This window comes from Trichocoleus sp. DQ-A2 (genome assembly GCF_039961915.1).
Lineage (GTDB): Bacteria > Cyanobacteriota > Cyanobacteriia > Cyanobacteriales > FACHB-T130 > FACHB-T130.
The window spans coordinates 21,624-38,231 of sequence record NZ_JAMPKD010000028.1 but is presented as its reverse complement, the minus strand read 5'-3'; the positions used below and the strand labels follow the sequence as shown (position 1 = coordinate 38,231).

The following is a 16,608-nucleotide window of genomic DNA, read 5'->3' as shown; positions in this document are numbered from 1 at the left end:
GCTTATATTATAAACTAACGCTTTTAAATAATATTAATTATCAAACAATACATATTATGAGCTTTTGATTTAGTTTAAATTTAAAGCTCATAATATGTATCCGGTTTAAAATTGAAAAAGATTTATTCCTTACTTACTACCATTTTGATTAAGGAATAAATTTTATAGTTTAAGCATGAAAATCATAAGTTTTTTTTACTCAGCTTGAATCTTTTTAATATTTGCTCTCCTATTAGCCTGAGTGGTCGCAGCAAATAGTAAAGGAAAGCTGGAAATTCCGCCAAAGGTAGTAGCAACCAGTCGGTAGTAGTCGGAGTGATTGCTAATTTCAGAGAGTACCGCAGCCTGTCAATCAGGCGTTCTCTGGCTTTTAAATGGAAGCGGGTGGTTGTCCCGTCTTTAACAAATCCGTCCGACGAACGGAAAAGCTGTTCGCATACTTCAGCCGCCAGCAATTCTACCGCTGGGTCAGCCTGAATCTTTTGCCAAACATCATCTGGCAGGGCAGTTCCCTGAAGACGATGTGCCAGCATTAAACCTAGAAACAACATTCGCTGACCGCCCTTAGCGCTAGCTTGCTGCATCAGTTTGACCCAATCTAGCTGCGGATGGCTGCGGATAAGTTCGGCTACGTCGCAGATTCTTGCCAGTTGCGTCCAACAGTCTTTGGTTCCGTGTCCGCAGATGGTTAGCAACGAATTCTCTGGCGAGAGGTTGGGAACTGTCGTTCCAGCAATGGAGACTGGCTCTAGGTCATCCCACAATTCTTTAGAATCGATGGGAAAAGAAAAATACTTTGGCATTACTCCCCAGTGCAGTTCCACCAACACTCCTTTCTGGTGGTTTCTAAATGGATAGGCGGCTTCGCGTACAAATTGATGAATATGAGGCGATCGCACAAAAGCCGCTTCCTGTTCTTGAGTCACTTCGATGCGCTCGATTTTCATCTGGTATCCTTGAGACAAAAACAGCGCCTTTGCCCTTTCGATGTCTCTTTCTTGCACCAGAATGTCTAAATCCCAGAACTGTCTTCTCAACAAATTACCGTAGGCAGAAGCGGCTAATACTGGACCTTTGAAAGGTAGAACCGGAATTCCTTGTGCTTCAAATAGATTCACAAGTCTAACCAGTTCGCCGCTCAAAAATAGGCTGCGTCGCGTGAGGGTTTGAAAATCAGCCCGCAACTTAGCCAGAATATTCTTCGGAACCGCTTCCGGACAGGTGCTGTTTAGGTTCGAATACAAAAGTGGCATCACCCTATGCTCAGTCGCCATTTGCATCAGTTCTGCCCAATCTATATGATTTTCCTGGAGTAAAGTGACTAGCCGCTCAACTCTTTCCAATTCCATCCGAGTGCTGGCACAGATTAGCAGCACTTCGATTTCAGGGCGAGTACCTACCGATGAAGCTTTAGCAAGTAATGTTTGCAATATCTGGCTCCACTAAATTTAGCTAAGTCTGGTAGTAATATTCACAATTCATCAATTTTTATATACAACTACGGCATTATTTGTATAGTTCTGATAAAAATATAGGGAATTTTAGTAAAGATTTAGTAATTTCTAGTTTTTGTCAGTATTTGTACGATGCTAGCGTCACGAAATTTTCACGAGACGAGAAACTCCAAATTTTAGAACCCTGACGAATCAAGGGTTTAAGAAATTACCTTTAGGGTGAGGTGAAAAACGAACACCATTAACCACTTGTAAGAGAGAGGTTTTCTCCGGTTTAAAGGGAAAGTGAGTCTTATTCAAAAAATATTGCTAAAAAAACCCATTTTCTTGAAGAAAACGGGTTGTAACAGCAGCTATGATTTTGGACGCTCTCTTGCAGGCAGTCTTTCTACTCAGCAGGCGCTGCTTACGCGCCTTTCGCTAACAGATGTTTCCACTACCTGCGTACTATCGGCTGTTCGACAGCATCTCGGAACTGTTGCACGTCTTCAGTGAAGCCAATTGGCAGTACACTCACGACATTTTCATGGGGACGGGGAATGATCACCCAGGATTCTACAACGCCACCATAAACTTTTTCTACTGCGGCAATTCCCGCCTCCATTGAGGTTTTCACTTCTGAAACATCGCCCCGAATATTGACATTAAAACGGGCGCTACCAACTCGGATATATCCGACTAGGGTAACTCTTCCAGCTTTAACCATCGCATCTGCCGCTGCTAGGACAGCAGGAAAGCCTTTCGTTTCTATCGATCCAACTGCCTGTGGCATTGGCTATCTCCTGAATTTGAATTTAATTGAGTTACGTAGAGCTAAGAACTAATTGTACGAATTTTCGATGCACCTTTGGATCGAAATGCCCCTTGCCTTTACTTTCCCACTTTTTGACTTGACAAAAGACCAAACAATCGAGTAAACAAAATCCCAATAATTGCTGGGATAGCTGGCAATGTCTACTCGCAATTAAGTTCCGATTGTTAACCAACTACGACATACGGAACTGTTCAACTTTTTGGGTGAAATGAATGGGCATAACAGTTTCAACATTTTCCGTAGGATTGGGGATGATGTAGTGGGAGATCACTTGACCTCCGTAGACTGTCTCTGCGGCTTTAATCCCTGCCTCAACAGCGATGTTGACTTCAGAAACTTTTCCCCGAACGGAGACCATAAAGTTCCCTTTTTCTACAAGTGCATAATGAACCAGCGTGACTGCACCAGCTTTAACCATTGCGTCTGCTGCTGCTAGTACAGCTGGGAACCCTAACGTTTCAATCGTTCCCACTGCCTGTGGCATAAAATCAGCTCCTTGAGTCCCAGCAATATTCCCAGCAATATTTCATTGTACGAGGCTTGTGATAATATTTTTGATTTTAGATTATAAGATTTATGCTTCTGGAGACAAAGCGAGAAGCGTGGCTGCGGGCAGTATACGCTAGCTATTATCGCTCAGATGCAGCGAAGATAGCGATCGCTACCTTTCATAAAGGACATCCTACTAGATGCCGATAGGCTAGAAGTGGAATGATTGAGTTCGCAATGTCAGCATAATTTTCCCACTGAAGCAGCGACTAAAATTACCTTAGATGCGTTTGTCCTATCAACCTTCCCAGATACAGGATGCAAAACAAACACTTGAAAAAAAACGACTTAAAATTTTATGATTTGAGTGCAGATAGATGGTGGCAGGAAGATGAGAAAATCTATGCTCTCTATCATCTCAATCAACCCCGATTTGATTTTTTCGATCGCTATGTTTCAAATTGGCAGGGATTGCAAGCCTTAGATGTTGGATGTGGCGGCGGATTTACCTGCGAATTTATGGCGAAAAGAGGAGTAAAAGTCTCAGGAATCGATCAATCGGCTAAATGTATTCAACAAGCTCAAGATCACGCATCTCTAAGCGGACTTCAGATTGACTATCAACACGGATATTCTGAAAACCTCCCTTATCAAGCTAATACTTTTGATATTGTCGTTTGTGTTGATGTTTTAGAGCATATTGCAGATTTACGTCAGACACTTTCTGAAATTTATAGAATTTTAAAGCCAAACGGCTTGTTTCTATTTGACACAATTAATAAAACTTTCGCCTCCAAATTAATAATGATTTGGCTATTAGAAAATATTTTGCAGGAAATTCCTCGTGGTATTCACGATTGGAATAAGTTTATTGAGCCGCAAGAATTAACAAGCTTAATGCATAGCCAGGGATTTAACAGTATAGAAATTAAAGGGTTTAATATATTTGGTGAAAGCATTTACCAAAACGTGCTTGCTTATATTCACTACAAAAAAACGGGCAAATTTCAAGTAGGAATTAGTAACAATACTTCAGTTATGTATATTGGTAAAGCAATAAAATCGCCTAAATAATTACTGTTTATTATTGAATTCATGAGCAATTAAAAGAAGCTTGATTGTTTGTAAAATAGTTACTGATTTTGTTTAATTTATTTTCCTACTTAGGTTCAGATTCTAGAGGATAATGATTTTCTGGCGAAGCTGACCATTCCCACATCGAACCTGCATAGTTTTTTACATGATTAAATCCTAAATCAACAAGTACAGCCGTGAAGAAAGCTGAGCGGATGCCGCCTGTACAATAAGTAATAATGGGAGTATGATGCTGAATTCCTAATCTTTCCAACTTATCAATAATCTGGTCACGAGGCAGCAAGTTCCCCTTGGCATCTTTCAAATCTTGGAAGTAGAAATGCACCGCACCAGGGAGATGTCCTCCCCGATGTTCGCCGTAAGCGGGAGTTCCTGCATATTCCCTCGCTTCGCGGGTATCAATGACAATCAAATCTTGGGATATCTCTTTAGCGGAAAGATTGGCTTTGAGTTCATCGCGCTGAATTTCCCATAAGGAAGTTCGCTGTACAAGAAAATCACCAGGTTTGGGTTGAGTCACTCCCCAAACAATCGGGACACCTGCTTTAACAAGTGCTGAATGTCCCCCATCGACAAAGACTGCTTGTGAATGTCCTAGCGTGCGTAACATCCAAACAATGCGCCCTTCTTCACCAAAATTGTGCGCTGGATTGCCAAGGACAACGACAGGTTGATTGTTACAAATGCCGACAGCGCGAAGTTTTTCTTGCAAAATTTCTGTATTCTCAATCAACTTTCCCTTATTCGGAGATTGTTGTTGCGAGAATTGCTGCCAAGTGACATGAACAGCACCAGAAATATGCCCAAGCAACCAGGAAATTGAATTGCGAACATCCAGAAGTGTCGCATCCAGCTTAATCAATTCCTTCGCTTCTTCTGCACTGACTACCCATCGATGGGCAAGAGAATCCTGATTCATAACTTTAACGCTACCCTGAAAACTCCTTTGCGTACCTTTGCGCTAACCTTTGCGTACCTTTGCGTTAACAATAAATCCTACAATTACCTAAAAGCCAAAATATGCTTAGCGGTAATCTCTGGCTGTTCAAATTGAGGAACGTGCCCGCAATTCTCGATCCAAATGAGTTGAGAATGAGCGATCGCTCTCTTAAACTTCTGGGCATCATCCGTACCCAACATATCATCAGACTCTCCCCACAGAATCAGCGTCCGCTTATTGATTTGCGGAATTTTATCTGCCAAATTCCAGTAACCGCCACTTTTCATAAACGCGATGATTGCTTCGTGCCAACCGGGCATTTCCATGTGCAGCGCTGCACACCGAATCGCCTCAATTGCAGTCGGTTCCAAGTTGCCAAAAGTGCTGCCCCATAACAGCGCTTGGAGTTTGCGCTGACGCCAATATTCGACTGCCAGAAAGTCTAAGGGAGGAAAGAGATAGGAGGCAAGCGGGAAGCTACCGCTGAAACCTACACTGTCAATTAACACCAGCTTTTTGACAGCGTGCGGGTAAGTGAGGGTGAAGTCAATTGCTGCTGCACCTCCCATCGAAGCGCCTACCAACATAACTGGCACTTGGATGTAAGTTTTCCAGAAGTAATACAGGTGTGTCTTGATGGCGTCGGGGTTATACAAAATTCCCTGCACTCGATCTGTAAAGCCAAATCCCAACAAATCTACCGTCCACGTTTCATTTTGGGCGGCGAGTAGTGGTAGCAAGCAGCGGAACTCTAGCACCGAACTATCAAAACCGGGTAGTAACAGAATTGGGGTGCCACCGTTCCCCTGGTGGACGTAAGCTGTAGCTATCGGTTGTGGCGAGAGAGGAGTTTTAATCGCCTGACGTTCAATTTTTTGAGCAAGGGCGATGGATGCGGACTCGCGCAACTGCTGAACTTGGGAGGGCAGAAAATCGGCAAACATCAGCGTTAGTGTTTCTCCACGCTTTGTAGTATGCGAACTCAGTAAATTATTCAGTACACTGCAAAGTAAATGTGCGAACATCTAGACTTGGCGATGGAAATCGCAGCTATACAAACAAAGTCCGCCTGCCCGGGCTGTAGAGATGCGAAATTCCGCGTTTCTACAAATAAATTTGAAACCTGCTGTCGTTAGGTTTTGCCTGTATAGCCGGGACTTATACTCACCAGGTGCAGGATTTTAGTCCTCTCTCCCCTTGTTTCCATGACAGACTCTCTGCCTTTGCGCGATCGCTATCTACAATTAATCGACCAAATTGTACAAACCACCCTCAAAGGGCAGATTCGCTCGAAAGAACAGGTGTACAAAATGCTCGTCAAGGATGTGACTCCGGGTACGGGCGAAATTTTCGAGCGAGTTTTGGAAGAAACCTTAAGCGCTACCCAGCAACAGGTGGACACGCAAAAGGATGAAATGAAGCTTGCCAAAGCGACTCGTACCTTGAGGGCGATGCAAACGATTCGGGGAGAATGGGAACGGGCGCAGGAAAAGAATCGGGCGACGGATGCGATCGCGACAGCTGTTCAACAAATTATCGCTTCCCCATCAGACGAGAAGCTAGCAGCTTTATTACGGGTTATCGACCCTAATTTAGCGCAAGCTTTGAACTTACCGCAGCTGGCATCTGCACTGAAGCAACAAGCGCCGGAAATTACCCATCCCGAACAAGATCGAGATGTGCAGCAACTTGCTGAAGGTCTTGCCCGTGGCTTGGAATCTTGGCAACGTCTGGAAGGGCACCTGGTAAGCTGGATCTACGACCAAAATCGCTCCTTAGGATTTGAAGGCACACCGGCGCAAAGTGGCCCTTGGGGAGTTTGGGAAAAACAAGTCAATAGCCCTTATCCTCAGGCATTATTCCACGCGCTTGCCCTCAACGAATCAGTAACCGAATTGGTCGCAAAACAACCGCCTGACTTGATTTCCTTCGTTGAGTTAGCAGTAATTTTGCAATACTTGCAGCGGGGGCTAGTGAACTGGTTTGACAAACTGGTTTACGACTCCAAAGTGGGCGCAAGGCTGTCGATTTCCACTTTTCTGACTTTTGCCGTGATTTGGTCGCAGTTAGCGAATGGGTTGAATCAGGCGACGATTCTCAATTCTACTTCGCGCGATCGCTTAGTGAATGGCTGTTTTCAAATTACCCTACAAATCCTTAGAACCTTTTCCCAGCGGCAATACTTCCCCCTCTACGGTGGCATTTTCGCCTCATTTTCCGGCGCATATCTCCGCACGACCCTTGACTATCTAGATGCACCGCTGCGACAAGTCGAAGGTACGCAAGAAAAAGCTCGGATTTTGACATTAATGGGTTATTCCCAACGGGCGCAAGGTCGATATGCAGACGCGATCGCATTTCATGAGCAAGCCCTAGAAATCGCCAGAAATGCAGGCGATCGCCCTTGTGAAATTGCCAATTTCAACCACCTCAGCCGCACCTGCGTCGCGCAAAAAAACTATGCCGAAGCTATCAGCTATAGCCAACGGGCATTAATTCTCTCTCGTCAGACGGGAGATAGATTAGGGGAAGCCAATGCCCTCGCCAATCTCGGCTACAGTGAAGTCTTTCAAGCTCAACAATTAGAACAAATAGAACCGGAAATTTACGAGACAGCCATCAACTATTTACAACAAGGATTACAGTTATCAGAACGATTAGGCGACGGTCAAAGTAAAGCCCTTTGTTGCAGCAGTTTGGGAATTGCTTTGTTGATAGTAGAACAACCGCAAGAAGCGATTAAATACCTAGAATCTGGCTTACAAGCCGCCCAATTTTCCGGCGATTTATACCTGCAAGGACGGAACTTAGCTTACTTATCCGAAGCTCATCATAGTCTGCAAAACATCGATAAAACAATCCTTACAGGTAGCCTAGGAATGTATCTTTTAGAGCAGATTGCTGCTGAAGAGTGGCGGAAAACCGCAGGCTTACTCACCATCTTACAGGGACAACTGGGAGCAGAAGCCTTCCAGAAAAAATTGCAACAATCGCGCCCACAAATCATCGCTCTCATCGGCGTCGATGGCTACGATTATATTCCCCAAATTTTAGAACAATACAAACAATCCATGTAATCATCTCCCCTATCTTCCTTTGCGTACCTCTGCGCTAACCTTTGCGTACCTTTGCGTTTAAAAAACACCTATGAACTTCTTCGATAAGCTACTTAAAGCAATCGAGCGCAATCAAAGCTTACTGTACGCAGGACTCGACCCAGACATCGAGAATCTCGCTAAACGCGATGGGGCTAGCACCATTCTCTCTTCAGTCGATCGCATTCTTCATAGCGATCGCCTACAATTTGCGATCGCTCAAACCGCCGATTTAGTCTGCGCCTATAAACTCACGCTTGGCTTTTATCAAGCACTGGGGGCAACAGGTTTAGAACTCCTTCAGCAAACCCTAGCAGCTATCCCCGCCGACATTCCAGTAATTTTAGACGCCAAGCACAGCGACCTCAACACCAGCACCCTGTTTGCCCAAACCGTCTTTGAAGACTGGAAAGTGGATGCTGTCACCTTGAATCCTTACCCAGGACTTGACTTAGCGGCTCCCTTTTTGGTCTATCCTGGCAAAGCCGTCTTTGTGGTCTGTACGACTGACAACCCATCAGCCGCCGTGTTGCAAGAATATCCAGACACCGGGCTACCCTTTTACATCCATTTGATAAAAGAAGCGCAAACTTGGGGCACCCAAGAACAACTAGGGCTAGAAGTGGGCGCTGCAATGCCGGAAACTCTGACTCGCATCCGCAATATTGCACCAGAACGCCTCATATTCGTGCAGGGATGGTCAGAAAACCAAAACTTAAGTGAAATTCTAGCGGCTGGCTTAAATAGCTATGGAGAAGGGCTACTCCTGCCAGTTCCTCTAGATTTATTAACTGCCGAACACCCCGCTGAGGCTGTCCAAGCCTTACGCGACAGTGTTAATGAAGAACGGCTCAGAATTGTCCAGGAAAGCCCCACCTGTGACTTGTGGCTTCCGGATGTCTGCTTCTTGCAACATTCTCCCAACCGAGATTTGATTTTGCAACTTTACGACCTGGGTTGCATTATGTTTGGCGATCGCGTGCAAGCCTCTGGAGCGATTTTTCCCTACTACATCGACCTGCGCGTCATCATCTCCCAACCGCAAATCTTCCATCAAATCTTGAGTGCTTACGCCGAGATTCTCAAAAATTTGCACTTTGACCGAATAGCTGGAATCCCTTACGGTTCCTTACCCACCGCTACAGGGTTAGCGCTACGCCTAGACCGTCCGATGATTTTTCCGCGCAAGGAGGTAAAATCTCACGGCACCCAACGAGTCATCGAGGGTCATTTCCAACCGGGAGAAACCATTGTCGTTGTCGATGATATTCTCATCAGCGGCAAGAGCGCTATGCAAGGGGCAATGAAACTCAAAGATGCTGGATTAAATGTCGAAGATATTGTGGTGTTGATCGACCATGAAAAAGGAGTCAAAGATCGGCTTCAGGAAAACGGCTATCGGGGTCATTCTGTGCTGAGGATGGGGGAAGTTGCCGAAACGCTGTACGAGGCGGGGCGGATCAATTCCGAGCAATTCCAAATTTTGAGCCATTAGCCCCGCCCATTGGAGGTCATCATACAAATGCGTCTACGCATCGTTTAACAGTCTCAAGTACCGATGAAGAAAGGCTCTCCAATTCATAGCCGCCTTCTAAACCAAATAATATTTTGGGTGTAATCTCTAAACAATAATCAGTGATGATGCTGTAATCTTGGGGCTGTAAATTGATTTTAGAAAGCAAGTCTGTTTGATTCGCATCATACCCAGCACTGATGATTAATATATCAGGACAAAAATCTTTGAAAAAGGGAATGACGCTCTCCTCGAATAACTTACAGTAATCCTGTATATTACTGCCTGGAGCAATCGGAAGATTCAACACATTGTTATACTTACCCCGTTCATCAGGCTTTCCAGTACGGGGATAGCCAGGGGATTGATGAATGGAACAGAAAGCCATGTTAGGGATATTTTCTACGGCTGTTTGGGTTCCATTCCCATGATGTACATCCCAATCAAGAATTCCAACTCGCTGAATTCCGATGGATTGAGCGTAAATGGCAGCGATCGCTGCATTGCAGAAAATACAAAAACCCATTCCTTCATCTTTGAGGGCATGATGTCCAGGTGGTCTTGCCAGAACAAAAGCTGGACGTTTTAACTGCGAAACCACATCAATACCATCTAACCAAGCACTGACTGCAAGGCAAGCAACATCAAAGCTTTGAGGCGAGATTTGAGTTGATTCAAAACACCCCCAACCCCGCTCAGAATAACTACGAACTTCCTGAATGTAATCAGAGGAATGAATTTGTTCGATCGCAGCGATAACATTTCTTGAGTTAGAAGGATTCAGCCATCGGATTTGATCAGCTACAGTTGAGCTTCGCAATTTATCGACAATAGCAGTGAGTCGCTCTGGCTGTTCAGGATGCATATATCCTGTTTCATGCTGAAGAAATTTATCTGAATAGAAGATGGTAATCATTCAGTTGTTTCCACAATTTTGAAATTACCGCTAGACCCTTCAGGTTGGGGTTGAACGACCGCCTGCATACGAAATCTATGAGAAGGTAGCTGATTGGCAATCCCACTACTTGTTATACACGACTGGTTATACCCGGTGTTGAGGCTCAGTCAAGCTCACCGTCTCCCAAACTTTCTCTTTGACTTGTACTCCACCTTTCTTGCGGTATGCACATGGAACAACTTTCGAGACTCCTACAAGAATAGACTTCATCTCCCAACCGCAAATCTTCTATCAAATCTTGAGTGTTTACGCCGAGATTCTCAAAGATTTGCACTTTGTCCGCATTGCCGGAATCCCTTACGGTTCCTTAGCCACGGCTACAGGGTTAGCGCTGCGCCTAGACCGTCCGATGATTTTCCTCTCAAATTTTGAAAGCTTTTAAGTTAGGACTGACGCAGAGATCCCACTCACTCCCCGATAAATGAAGGGTTAGTGAATCTCTAAGTTTCAAGCTTTCAGAGCGTAAGTCCTGTAAATAATTTTCTCATCCGTAATCCTACTGAAATCCAATCGGATGAGGTGCGCGTATTAACTGTAAGTTACTGATTTATGAATGAGGAGACACCAACATGGAGAGGGAAAATACCTTTGCCAAAAGATTCTTGCGTCCCAGCAAAACATTCTCACGGCGTGGGATTATGGTGGCGGGGACTGTGACTGGCGTAGCGAGTGCTTTAGGGCTGACCGCGATCGCAGACGGTGCCAGTGCTGCCTCTAGAGAGGATAAAAGAAATGATGCTGCCATCCTCAATAAAGCTTTGTTTTTCGAGCATCAAGCGATTTGGGCGTATGGTTTTGCGGCAACAAAGCTGAGTGACACCGATGTAGGCAAAGCTGTTTTGGCGTTGGCACTCCGCAACCAAGCCGATCACAAAACGCATCGGGATACTCTGGCATCGGTGGTGAAAAGTTTGGGAGCTACCCCGGTGACGGCAAAATCTAGCTACGATCTCTCGTCCTACATCAAGGCAGGAGAAGGCAACATCGACTCAGATGTGAATATTGCCAAGCTAGCACTCGCTCTGGAGACTGACGCAGCGATCGCTTATACCAGGGAAATTGCAAAGCTAAAAACCCCAGCCTTAATTACCGCAGGCGCAAGCATTGGTTCCGATGAATCTGCCCACGCGACAGCAATTCGCGCCGCTTTCAAGTCACTGGGCGTTGATATCGAAATCGTTCCCGCATCCTTCGTCAGTGCTGATACTCGCAAAGACTGGGTGCTGAAAGTCTAATTCAACGGTAGCCTCATGAAGCCTGTAGGCTTCATCTGTTAGCCTGAGTGCGATTCCACAATCCGCACTCAGGCTATATAGGAAGCGATTTGATATTCAACTTAAGAAATTCCCAGAGTAATATAAACTCTTAAAAAAATCTCTTTAATTTTAATTTTCTAGTAAAAATCATCAAAAACGTCTTGTAATTGATAAAATTTCAAAGCAAGCAGATTCCGAAGCGTCAATTGCGAAAAAAAATTTACCAACGAGCAAATGACTTGGGTGGTGAAGAGAATTGGAACACTTTGAGGTTAGCGAAACCGTCTTCCTCCCCATAGAAACCGTCTGGGAAGCTCACGAGGATGTACATCTGCTAGAACGCATCTCTCCACCGTTTCCAGTCGTCAGGGTATTGGATTCAAACATTATTTGTGGTTTAGGGACGCGCTTTACAATCCGGGTAGAACTTTTCGAGCAGATAGGAATCGACTGGCAAGTGCAAATTACTCGCTGGGAACCTCCGAGAAGATTTATTGATAAACAATTGCGCGGCCCATTCCAATTCTGGGAACATATCCATCAGTTCATTCCCATTTCTGACACAGAGACACGCCTAGTTGATGTCATTAATTTTGAACTGAACCCGTTTCTGGACAGTACCGCGATCCGCTGGGGTTTAGAGACAATGTTTCAGATGCGGATGAACAACCTCAAACAAACGTTGTTAAATGAAAATTTTCGGAGAAATTTGAAGAATTCTGATGAAAGATAAACTCCTCAATTGGCTCAATCTGATTTTAGTCGCAGATGTGTTCCTAGTTTTGCTCAGTTTTGGGTGGCTAGCGATCGCTGTTGTCGGTCACTCGGTCGGCATTCCCCTCGGTCTCGATTTGTGGTACAAACTCTGGCAACCCTTGTTTACCCCAGCGCTTGGAGTTCTCATGGGAGGGGCAATTTTGAGTGGGATAATTAGCCAAATCTCCAAGCGCCTGAACTCTAAAACCGAGTCTTTAGACTTATAAGGACTGGAAACACAAACTTATTGAATTGGGTGGTTTAAAACATGCCGGATTAACCACAAAGGCACTAAGGAAACACAAAGTTACTTCCCTGTTATTTCCCTTAGTGTCTTTATGGTTCAAAAAAGTGCTTTCCACGGATACCTAGACGATGACAAGTTAGACGGTGACGACGACTCCCCCACTTTCATTTGCCATCTTATCTACCGCGCACACAGCATAAGTTCCCGGCTCAACTGTGGCAAACGTGGCCTCTCTTGAAAGGATTCTTTGCAGCGTCCAAGTTGTACCAGTTTGCTTATAAAGCGTCCAAGAACGAATATCGGGAGTGCTAGCAAGATTCCATGTCAGCTTGCCATTTCTCAACCCCAGTGCTGTTGGGGGCGGGGGTGGTGTCGTATCTCGCCAGGGCATCGGGGGTGCTAGTGCGGGTTTAGTATAAGTCGAGGTTTTGAATTTTTCATAGATGCCCTGACGATTTTCAACGAAGGCTTCCATACTGAAGAAGATATTCCCTAAAGACAAATTCCCGCTCAAGTTGCGAGTAATGTCAACTTGCTTTTCTATCTCCGTAAGAGTCCAAGCCTTGCCATCCAACTGCCCCAGATTATTACCGGCGTAAATATGTCGATCTTTGGGGTTATTCTCCGTCCACCACTTCAGCAACACGGGGTAACTTTGTGCAGTTTGGTCGATGCGCCAGTAGAGTTGCGGGGCGAGATAATCAACCCAGCCTTGCTCTAGCCATTTTTTGGAATCGGCATAAAGTACGCTGTAGGCATCTAGTCCCCGAATTTGAGATGGTTGTCCGGGACGATAAATGCCAAAAGGACTAATGCCAAACTTGACGTGTGGCTTGGTTGCCTGAATTCCCCGCGATAGGCGCTGAACCATTTGATTTACATTGTCCCGCCGCCACTCACCTAAAGAAAGTTTCCCGCCAGCCGCCGTATAAGCGGCGTAGGTTTTATTGTCGGGAAAAGATTTGCCTTCGATGGGATAGGGATAGAAATAGTCATCCAAATGAATGCCATCTACGTCATAGCGACGCACCACATCGAGAATGACATTGTATGCCCTGTCCTGAACCACTTTCAATCCGGGGTCCATCCACATCTGATTACCCCATACATAAACTGCTTCGGGGTTAGTGACGGCGATGTGAGGACGGGCTGGCGGGGAATTGTTGATAGAGACTCTGGCGCGGTAAGGGTTGAACCAAGCATGAAGTTCAATATTGCGCTTGTGGCATTGAGCGATCGCATACTCCAGCGGATCGTAAAATGGCTCTGGTGCTTTTCCCTGGCTTCCAGTCAGCCAATAACTCCAAGGTTCTAATTGCGAAGCATAAAAAGCATCCCCTTCCGGTCGTACCTGCAAGACCAGCGCATTCATTTTCATCGCTTGCATCCGGTCAAGGATACCGATAAGTTCGGCTTGCTGTTGTGCAGCCGTTAGTCCCGGTTTGGAAGGCCAATCACTGTTCCACACCGTTGTCACCCACGCACCCCGAAACTCCCGTTGATGGCTGACTTTGACGGTTGGAATCTGACTAGGTGGAATGGTTTTTGGAGGCACTACGAGGTAGGGAGATTCAATCCGAGAAGCTTCGTCGAGATACACTAAAGCTTGATAAATAAAAGCCGCAACATCGCCACGAGTCGCTGCCAGATTGGGATTGAATAATTTTACATTCGGGTAGTTCGCTACCAGCCCTGCTTTCGTCGCGACTGCGATGTCGTCGGTGGCATAGCTAGGAATTCCAGCGACATCTTGATATATCTGTGGAAGTGCCGTTTTTAAATCAGATTTTACGTTTGCAGCAATTTGCAAGCCGCTGACTAGAGAAACCAAAACTTGCGTTCGGGTAATCCTCTCTGCTGGACGGAAGCTGTTATCGGGAAAACCACTAATAAATAGTGTTTCGTAAGCTTTTTTAATCGCACTCGCCGCCCAGAAAGTAGAAGGAACATCAATAAAGGGGACATACTGTCGTTTTACAGGTCTGGAAAATGCTGTGGCAATTAGGGCTGCAAATTCAGTGCGGGTGATGGATTGATTTGGGCGAAAAGTCCCATCTGGAAATCCGTTAATAATGCGACGCTGGGCTAAAGCTTGAATGAATAAGCGTGCCCAATGAGTTTGAATATCAGAAAACTGAGTAGGGGAATTTACCATAGTTGTTGGTAATTGGTAATTGGTAATTGGTAATTGGTAATTGGTCACTAGCAACAAACCAAGGATTCAGGACTACTGACGATTAACCATTACGCTTGATAAGTTGTTCTAATGCTTCAGAGAGCACCTGTCGTTGTTCGGAATCGTAACCGCGGCGTTCTAAAAATGCTTTGTAGCTACCTTCGCCAGTAACGGCACTTTCCAATAACTTTTGAGACACTTCGTAGACAGAAGGAAGTTCCACCTGTTCGATAATTCGAGTGGTACGCGATCGCACTCTTTGGGATGATTGCGCCATCTCTTCGTTACCATTGCGATGATGGGCAACTGCCATCACCGCAGACATGGCTACATTTTTGACTAATAATTCTGCAACGGTGTCTGGATTTGACTGCAATGCCCGTATAACAGCAGCAGAGGGATTATCTGCGATTGTCCCCTCTGATGTCAGGTAGGTGACGAAAAAGCCTCTTGCACCATTTTCAGTTTTCACTAATTCTGCAATGGCTGTTTCTATTTCTGCTTCGGATAATTCCCCCGCTTGCATCTGGGAAAGCAAAGATTGAGTCAGCGCGATCGCACTCTCAAAGCTTACTTTTTCTGGAACTGTAAACGCAGATCCACTCATAATTGTGCCTGAAAATCGTTCTCATGCGATGATAGCCAATTTAGAGTTGTACCAGGTTAAGCGATCGCATTCACAATTTACAGATTTGCCGAATATCTACATTTCCCCCGGTGATCATCACCCCAATTCGGGCACCCGGTTCTTTCACCACTTCCGACAGCAAAGCGGCGGCGGCTAAGGCACCCGTCGGTTCCACTACGATTTTCAGACGTTCCCACAAGAAAAACATCGTGGTGCGGATGGCTTCTTCCGATACCGTCACCATATCATCGACGTAGTGCAATACGAGTGGGAAGGTGATGTTTCCCAGGCAAGGAGTGCGTGCCCCATCAGCAATCGTGTCAGGATTGTTCGTAGTATGCAGCGTTTTACTGTGAAAAGAGCGTGTCGCATCGTCGGCGCGTTCTGGTTCTACCCCAATCACTCGGCAATTCGGTGAAAGGGTTTTGGCAGCGAGGGCGCATCCTGATAGTAAACCACCGCCTCCGCAGCAAACGAGAAGTAAATTGAGGGAACCGACTTCTTGAAAGAGTTCTAAAGCAGATGTACCTTGTCCGGCGATGACATGAGGATGATCGTAAGGGGGAATTAAAGTTAAACCGCGCCGATCTACCAGACTTTGCGCCAAAGCTTCCCGCGTGGTTTCCTGACGATTGTACAAAATCACCTCAGCACCATAACCACGAGTTGCCGCTTGCTTCACGCCTGGGGCATCATCCGGCATGATAATCGTGGTGTGGATGCCCAGCAATTGTCCGGAGAGTGCGATCGCTTGAGCATGATTCCCTGATGAATACGTCAGAACCCCGCGTGATGCTTGTTCTTCAGATAGCTGTGCCAGTGCATTGTAAGCACCCCGAAACTTAAACGAACCCGTGCGTTGAAAGTTTTCGCACTTCAAGAATACTTGAGCATTGGTGCGCTCGTTGACCGTTCTGGAGGTCAAAACCGGCGTGCAACGGGCAATTCCAGCCAACCGCACCGCCGCAGCTTCCACATCGGCGCTCGTAACAGGTAGGGCACTGAAATGAATCGCAGACGGGTTGTGTTCTGCCATAACAAAATCCTATCGCCTGTAAAGATGCTTCAGGATAGTCTTCATTGGATTCGCTAAACACTTTGCATCATCCAACATCCTTGCATCCCACCGATACCAATCCTAAATGGATTGTAAAACTCTCTCCCTTGTGTCTCTGGAGCGTTCTCTT

General features: G+C 45.6%; 16 protein-coding genes and 1 pseudogene. 8 read left to right on the top strand and 9 right to left on the bottom strand.

Going from position 1 to position 16,608, the window contains the following annotated elements; translation table 11 throughout:
• Positions 1-182 precede the first annotated feature (182 nt).
• From NC997_RS22910 to NC997_RS22900, 3 genes are all read right to left on the bottom strand, one after another.
• Positions 183-1,430, bottom strand: coding sequence for a nucleotidyltransferase family protein (locus tag NC997_RS22910; protein WP_190523827.1), 1,248 nt, complete (start codon positions 1,428-1,430; stop codon positions 183-185).
• 460 nt (positions 1,431-1,890) lie between these two features.
• The gene (locus NC997_RS22905; protein WP_190411529.1) at positions 1,891-2,226 is read right to left on the bottom strand and encodes a carbon dioxide-concentrating mechanism protein CcmK; all 336 of its coding nucleotides are present in this window, start codon (positions 2,224-2,226) and stop codon (positions 1,891-1,893) included.
• 214 nt (positions 2,227-2,440) lie between these two features.
• The gene (locus tag NC997_RS22900) at positions 2,441-2,752 is read right to left on the bottom strand and encodes a carbon dioxide-concentrating mechanism protein CcmK (RefSeq protein WP_190411530.1); all 312 of its coding nucleotides are present in this window, start codon (positions 2,750-2,752) and stop codon (positions 2,441-2,443) included.
• Positions 2,753-2,844: 92 nt separating this feature from the next.
• On the opposite strand from NC997_RS22900, the gene NC997_RS22895 reads away from it, so the two are divergent.
• Together NC997_RS22895 and ubiG are read left to right on the top strand one after the other, a co-directional pair.
• Complete coding sequence (locus tag NC997_RS22895) at positions 2,845-2,967, top strand: hypothetical protein (RefSeq protein WP_277877524.1); 123 nt, start codon at positions 2,845-2,847, stop codon at positions 2,965-2,967.
• 108 nt (positions 2,968-3,075) lie between these two features.
• Positions 3,076-3,831, top strand: coding sequence for a bifunctional 2-polyprenyl-6-hydroxyphenol methylase/3-demethylubiquinol 3-O-methyltransferase UbiG (gene ubiG, locus NC997_RS22890; RefSeq protein WP_190523825.1), 756 nt, complete (start codon positions 3,076-3,078; stop codon positions 3,829-3,831).
• Between the two features lie 85 nt (positions 3,832-3,916).
• Here ubiG and NC997_RS22885 read toward each other — a convergent pair whose 3' ends face one another.
• Together NC997_RS22885 and NC997_RS22880 are read right to left on the bottom strand one after the other, a co-directional pair.
• A complete protein-coding gene (locus NC997_RS22885; protein ID WP_190411531.1) occupies positions 3,917-4,771 on the bottom strand; it encodes a rhodanese-like domain-containing protein in 855 nt (284 codons plus the stop codon).
• 83 nt (positions 4,772-4,854) lie between these two features.
• Positions 4,855-5,736, bottom strand: coding sequence for an alpha/beta hydrolase (locus NC997_RS22880; protein ID WP_190523822.1), 882 nt, complete (start codon positions 5,734-5,736; stop codon positions 4,855-4,857).
• 261 nt (positions 5,737-5,997) lie between these two features.
• Here NC997_RS22880 and NC997_RS22875 point away from each other — a divergent pair, with 261 nt between their 5' ends.
• Positions 5,998-7,869 (top strand): tetratricopeptide repeat protein, encoded by a 1,872-nt coding sequence (locus tag NC997_RS22875; protein WP_190523819.1) that lies wholly within the window; start codon positions 5,998-6,000, stop codon positions 7,867-7,869.
• A gap of 70 nt (positions 7,870-7,939) precedes the next feature.
• On the top strand, positions 7,940-9,382 hold the full coding sequence (locus NC997_RS22870) for a bifunctional orotidine-5'-phosphate decarboxylase/orotate phosphoribosyltransferase (protein WP_190523816.1): 1,443 nt from the start codon (positions 7,940-7,942) through the stop codon (positions 9,380-9,382).
• A gap of 19 nt (positions 9,383-9,401) precedes the next feature.
• On the opposite strand, the gene NC997_RS22865 is transcribed toward NC997_RS22870, so the two are convergent.
• Complete coding sequence (locus NC997_RS22865) at positions 9,402-10,316, bottom strand: histone deacetylase (protein ID WP_190523814.1); 915 nt, start codon at positions 10,314-10,316, stop codon at positions 9,402-9,404.
• Between the two features lie 250 nt (positions 10,317-10,566).
• Between NC997_RS22865 and NC997_RS22860 the strand changes: the two are divergent.
• From NC997_RS22860 to NC997_RS22845, 4 genes and pseudogenes are all read left to right on the top strand, one after another.
• Positions 10,567-10,716, top strand: a pseudogene (locus NC997_RS22860) (bifunctional orotidine-5'-phosphate decarboxylase/orotate phosphoribosyltransferase); the annotation flags it as partial.
• Positions 10,717-10,927: 211 nt separating this feature from the next.
• Entirely contained in the window at positions 10,928-11,593 is a 666-nt protein-coding gene (locus NC997_RS22855) for a ferritin-like domain-containing protein (RefSeq protein ID WP_190411536.1), read from the top strand.
• 277 nt (positions 11,594-11,870) lie between these two features.
• Positions 11,871-12,347: an SRPBCC family protein gene (locus NC997_RS22850; RefSeq protein ID WP_190523811.1), complete on the top strand. Its 477-nt coding sequence runs from the start codon at positions 11,871-11,873 to the stop codon at positions 12,345-12,347.
• Positions 12,337-12,597: a hypothetical protein gene (locus NC997_RS22845; RefSeq protein ID WP_190411538.1), complete on the top strand. Its 261-nt coding sequence runs from the start codon at positions 12,337-12,339 to the stop codon at positions 12,595-12,597. Before NC997_RS22850 ends, NC997_RS22845 begins: the two co-directional genes overlap by 11 nt.
• Before the next feature lie 156 nt (positions 12,598-12,753).
• Here the strand turns inward: NC997_RS22845 and NC997_RS22840 are convergent, their stop codons facing one another.
• The 3 genes from NC997_RS22840 to NC997_RS22830 all read right to left on the bottom strand — a co-directional run bounded on the left by NC997_RS22840 (position 12,754) and on the right by NC997_RS22830 (position 16,457).
• Positions 12,754-14,772, bottom strand: a complete 2,019-nt coding sequence (locus tag NC997_RS22840) for a family 10 glycosylhydrolase (RefSeq protein WP_190523808.1) — start codon at positions 14,770-14,772, stop codon at positions 12,754-12,756.
• A gap of 82 nt (positions 14,773-14,854) precedes the next feature.
• Positions 14,855-15,400, bottom strand: a complete 546-nt coding sequence (locus NC997_RS22835; protein ID WP_190523803.1) for a hypothetical protein — start codon at positions 15,398-15,400, stop codon at positions 14,855-14,857.
• A gap of 70 nt (positions 15,401-15,470) precedes the next feature.
• Entirely contained in the window at positions 15,471-16,457 is a 987-nt protein-coding gene (locus tag NC997_RS22830; RefSeq protein ID WP_190523800.1) for a threo-3-hydroxy-L-aspartate ammonia-lyase, read from the bottom strand.
• Positions 16,458-16,608: the final 151 nt, after the last annotated feature.

What these genes read in the sequence shown, in the direction of transcription:
- NC997_RS22880 (WP_190523822.1), bottom strand. Translation starts at nt 5,736, where the DNA reads ATGTTTGCCGATTTTCTGCCCTCCCAAGTTCAGCAGTTGCGCGAGTCC.
- NC997_RS22875 (WP_190523819.1), top strand. Translation starts at nt 5,998, where the DNA reads ATGACAGACTCTCTGCCTTTGCGCGATCGCTATCTACAATTAATCGAC.
- NC997_RS22900 (WP_190411530.1), bottom strand. Translation starts at nt 2,752, where the DNA reads ATGCCACAGGCAGTGGGAACGATTGAAACGTTAGGGTTCCCAGCTGTA.
- NC997_RS22885 (WP_190411531.1), bottom strand. Translation starts at nt 4,771, where the DNA reads ATGAATCAGGATTCTCTTGCCCATCGATGGGTAGTCAGTGCAGAAGAA.
- NC997_RS22895 (WP_277877524.1), top strand. Translation starts at nt 2,845, where the DNA reads ATGCTTCTGGAGACAAAGCGAGAAGCGTGGCTGCGGGCAGTATACGCT.
- NC997_RS22835 (WP_190523803.1), bottom strand. Translation starts at nt 15,400, where the DNA reads ATGAGTGGATCTGCGTTTACAGTTCCAGAAAAAGTAAGCTTTGAGAGT.
- NC997_RS22870 (WP_190523816.1), top strand. Translation starts at nt 7,940, where the DNA reads ATGAACTTCTTCGATAAGCTACTTAAAGCAATCGAGCGCAATCAAAGC.
- NC997_RS22830 (WP_190523800.1), bottom strand. Translation starts at nt 16,457, where the DNA reads ATGGCAGAACACAACCCGTCTGCGATTCATTTCAGTGCCCTACCTGTT.
- NC997_RS22855 (WP_190411536.1), top strand. Translation starts at nt 10,928, where the DNA reads ATGGAGAGGGAAAATACCTTTGCCAAAAGATTCTTGCGTCCCAGCAAA.
- NC997_RS22840 (WP_190523808.1), bottom strand. Translation starts at nt 14,772, where the DNA reads ATGGTAAATTCCCCTACTCAGTTTTCTGATATTCAAACTCATTGGGCA.
- NC997_RS22845 (WP_190411538.1), top strand. Translation starts at nt 12,337, where the DNA reads ATGAAAGATAAACTCCTCAATTGGCTCAATCTGATTTTAGTCGCAGAT.
- NC997_RS22865 (WP_190523814.1), bottom strand. Translation starts at nt 10,316, where the DNA reads ATGATTACCATCTTCTATTCAGATAAATTTCTTCAGCATGAAACAGGA.
- ubiG (WP_190523825.1), top strand. Translation starts at nt 3,076, where the DNA reads ATGCAAAACAAACACTTGAAAAAAAACGACTTAAAATTTTATGATTTG.
- NC997_RS22905 (WP_190411529.1), bottom strand. Translation starts at nt 2,226, where the DNA reads ATGCCACAGGCAGTTGGATCGATAGAAACGAAAGGCTTTCCTGCTGTC.